Here is a 1,009-nt window from a genome sequence, read left to right on the forward strand (position 1 = left end):
GACTTTTTACAAGGCGACACCAATGTAGAGACGGGTTTTTGTTGGCCTTACCACGTCCGCCCACCATTTTACCAGTGTGTCATAACGGACGATTTCTCGTGAAAAAGGCCAGTAGATTTGCGGGATGATATAGTCAATCAAGCCGCGTTCCACCCACAACCGGGTATCCGCATAAGCGATATCGTAGGTTGCACCGCCACGCGTATCCGAGCCGCGTGCGTCATTCTCCGCGTTGCGCCACACACCCGCCGGACTGATGCCAAACTCAACCTGCGGCTTGACCGCTTTGATCGCCATCGATATTTGCTCAATCAATAGCAAGGTGTTATTGCGCCGCCAGTCCCCTTTGGTGGCAAACCCCTGTCCATATTGCCGATAGGTGGCATCGTCTTGCAAACGAGAAGCAGGCGTTTCGTAGTAGAAATAATCATCAAAATGGATGCCATCCACGGCGTAGTTGTTGATCAGTTCCACCACCACATTGGTGATCCACTGACGCACCTCTGGGATACCGGGATCCAACACGAACCGATCGCTCGCCGTGCGTATCCACTCAGGGTGTAGCGCATACACGCTGGAGGGTGAAGCGCTAAGGGTATGCCGCAGCGCGGCCACCGTTTTTGGCTGGGTATTGCTGGTCACACGGTAGGGATTGAGCCAGGCGTGAATACGCAATCCACGCTTATGCCCTTCAGCCAACATAAAAGCCAAGGGATCGAAACCGGGATCTTTGCCCACCACACCGGTTAATACGTCAGACCACGGCAGTAACGCCGAGCGGTATAGCGCCGTGCCATCCGGTTTTACCTGAAAAAAGACCGTGTTAACGCCCAGACTCACCAGATTGTCTAGTTTGTCAATCAGCGCCTGTTTTTGTAACGCAATACGGCGCGCATCAGACGGTTCATCACTTGACGCTGGCGTCGGCCAGTCAAGGCCAGAAAGCGTGGGCAGCCAAACGCCCTTGACGTTCTCCGGCACAGCCGGAGAAACGCGGACGGGAGCCTCA

At 54.7% G+C, this 1,009-nt stretch carries 1 protein-coding gene; it reads right to left on the reverse strand.

The window, feature by feature from the left end:
• Positions 1 to 6 precede the first annotated feature (6 nt).
• Positions 7 to 981 (reverse strand): glycoside hydrolase family 10 protein, encoded by a 975-nt coding sequence (locus J5224_RS29925; protein ID WP_264628690.1) that lies wholly within the window; start codon positions 979 to 981, stop codon positions 7 to 9.
• Positions 982 to 1,009: the final 28 nt, after the last annotated feature.

This window comes from Candidatus Symbiopectobacterium sp. NZEC135, from assembly GCF_025962695.1.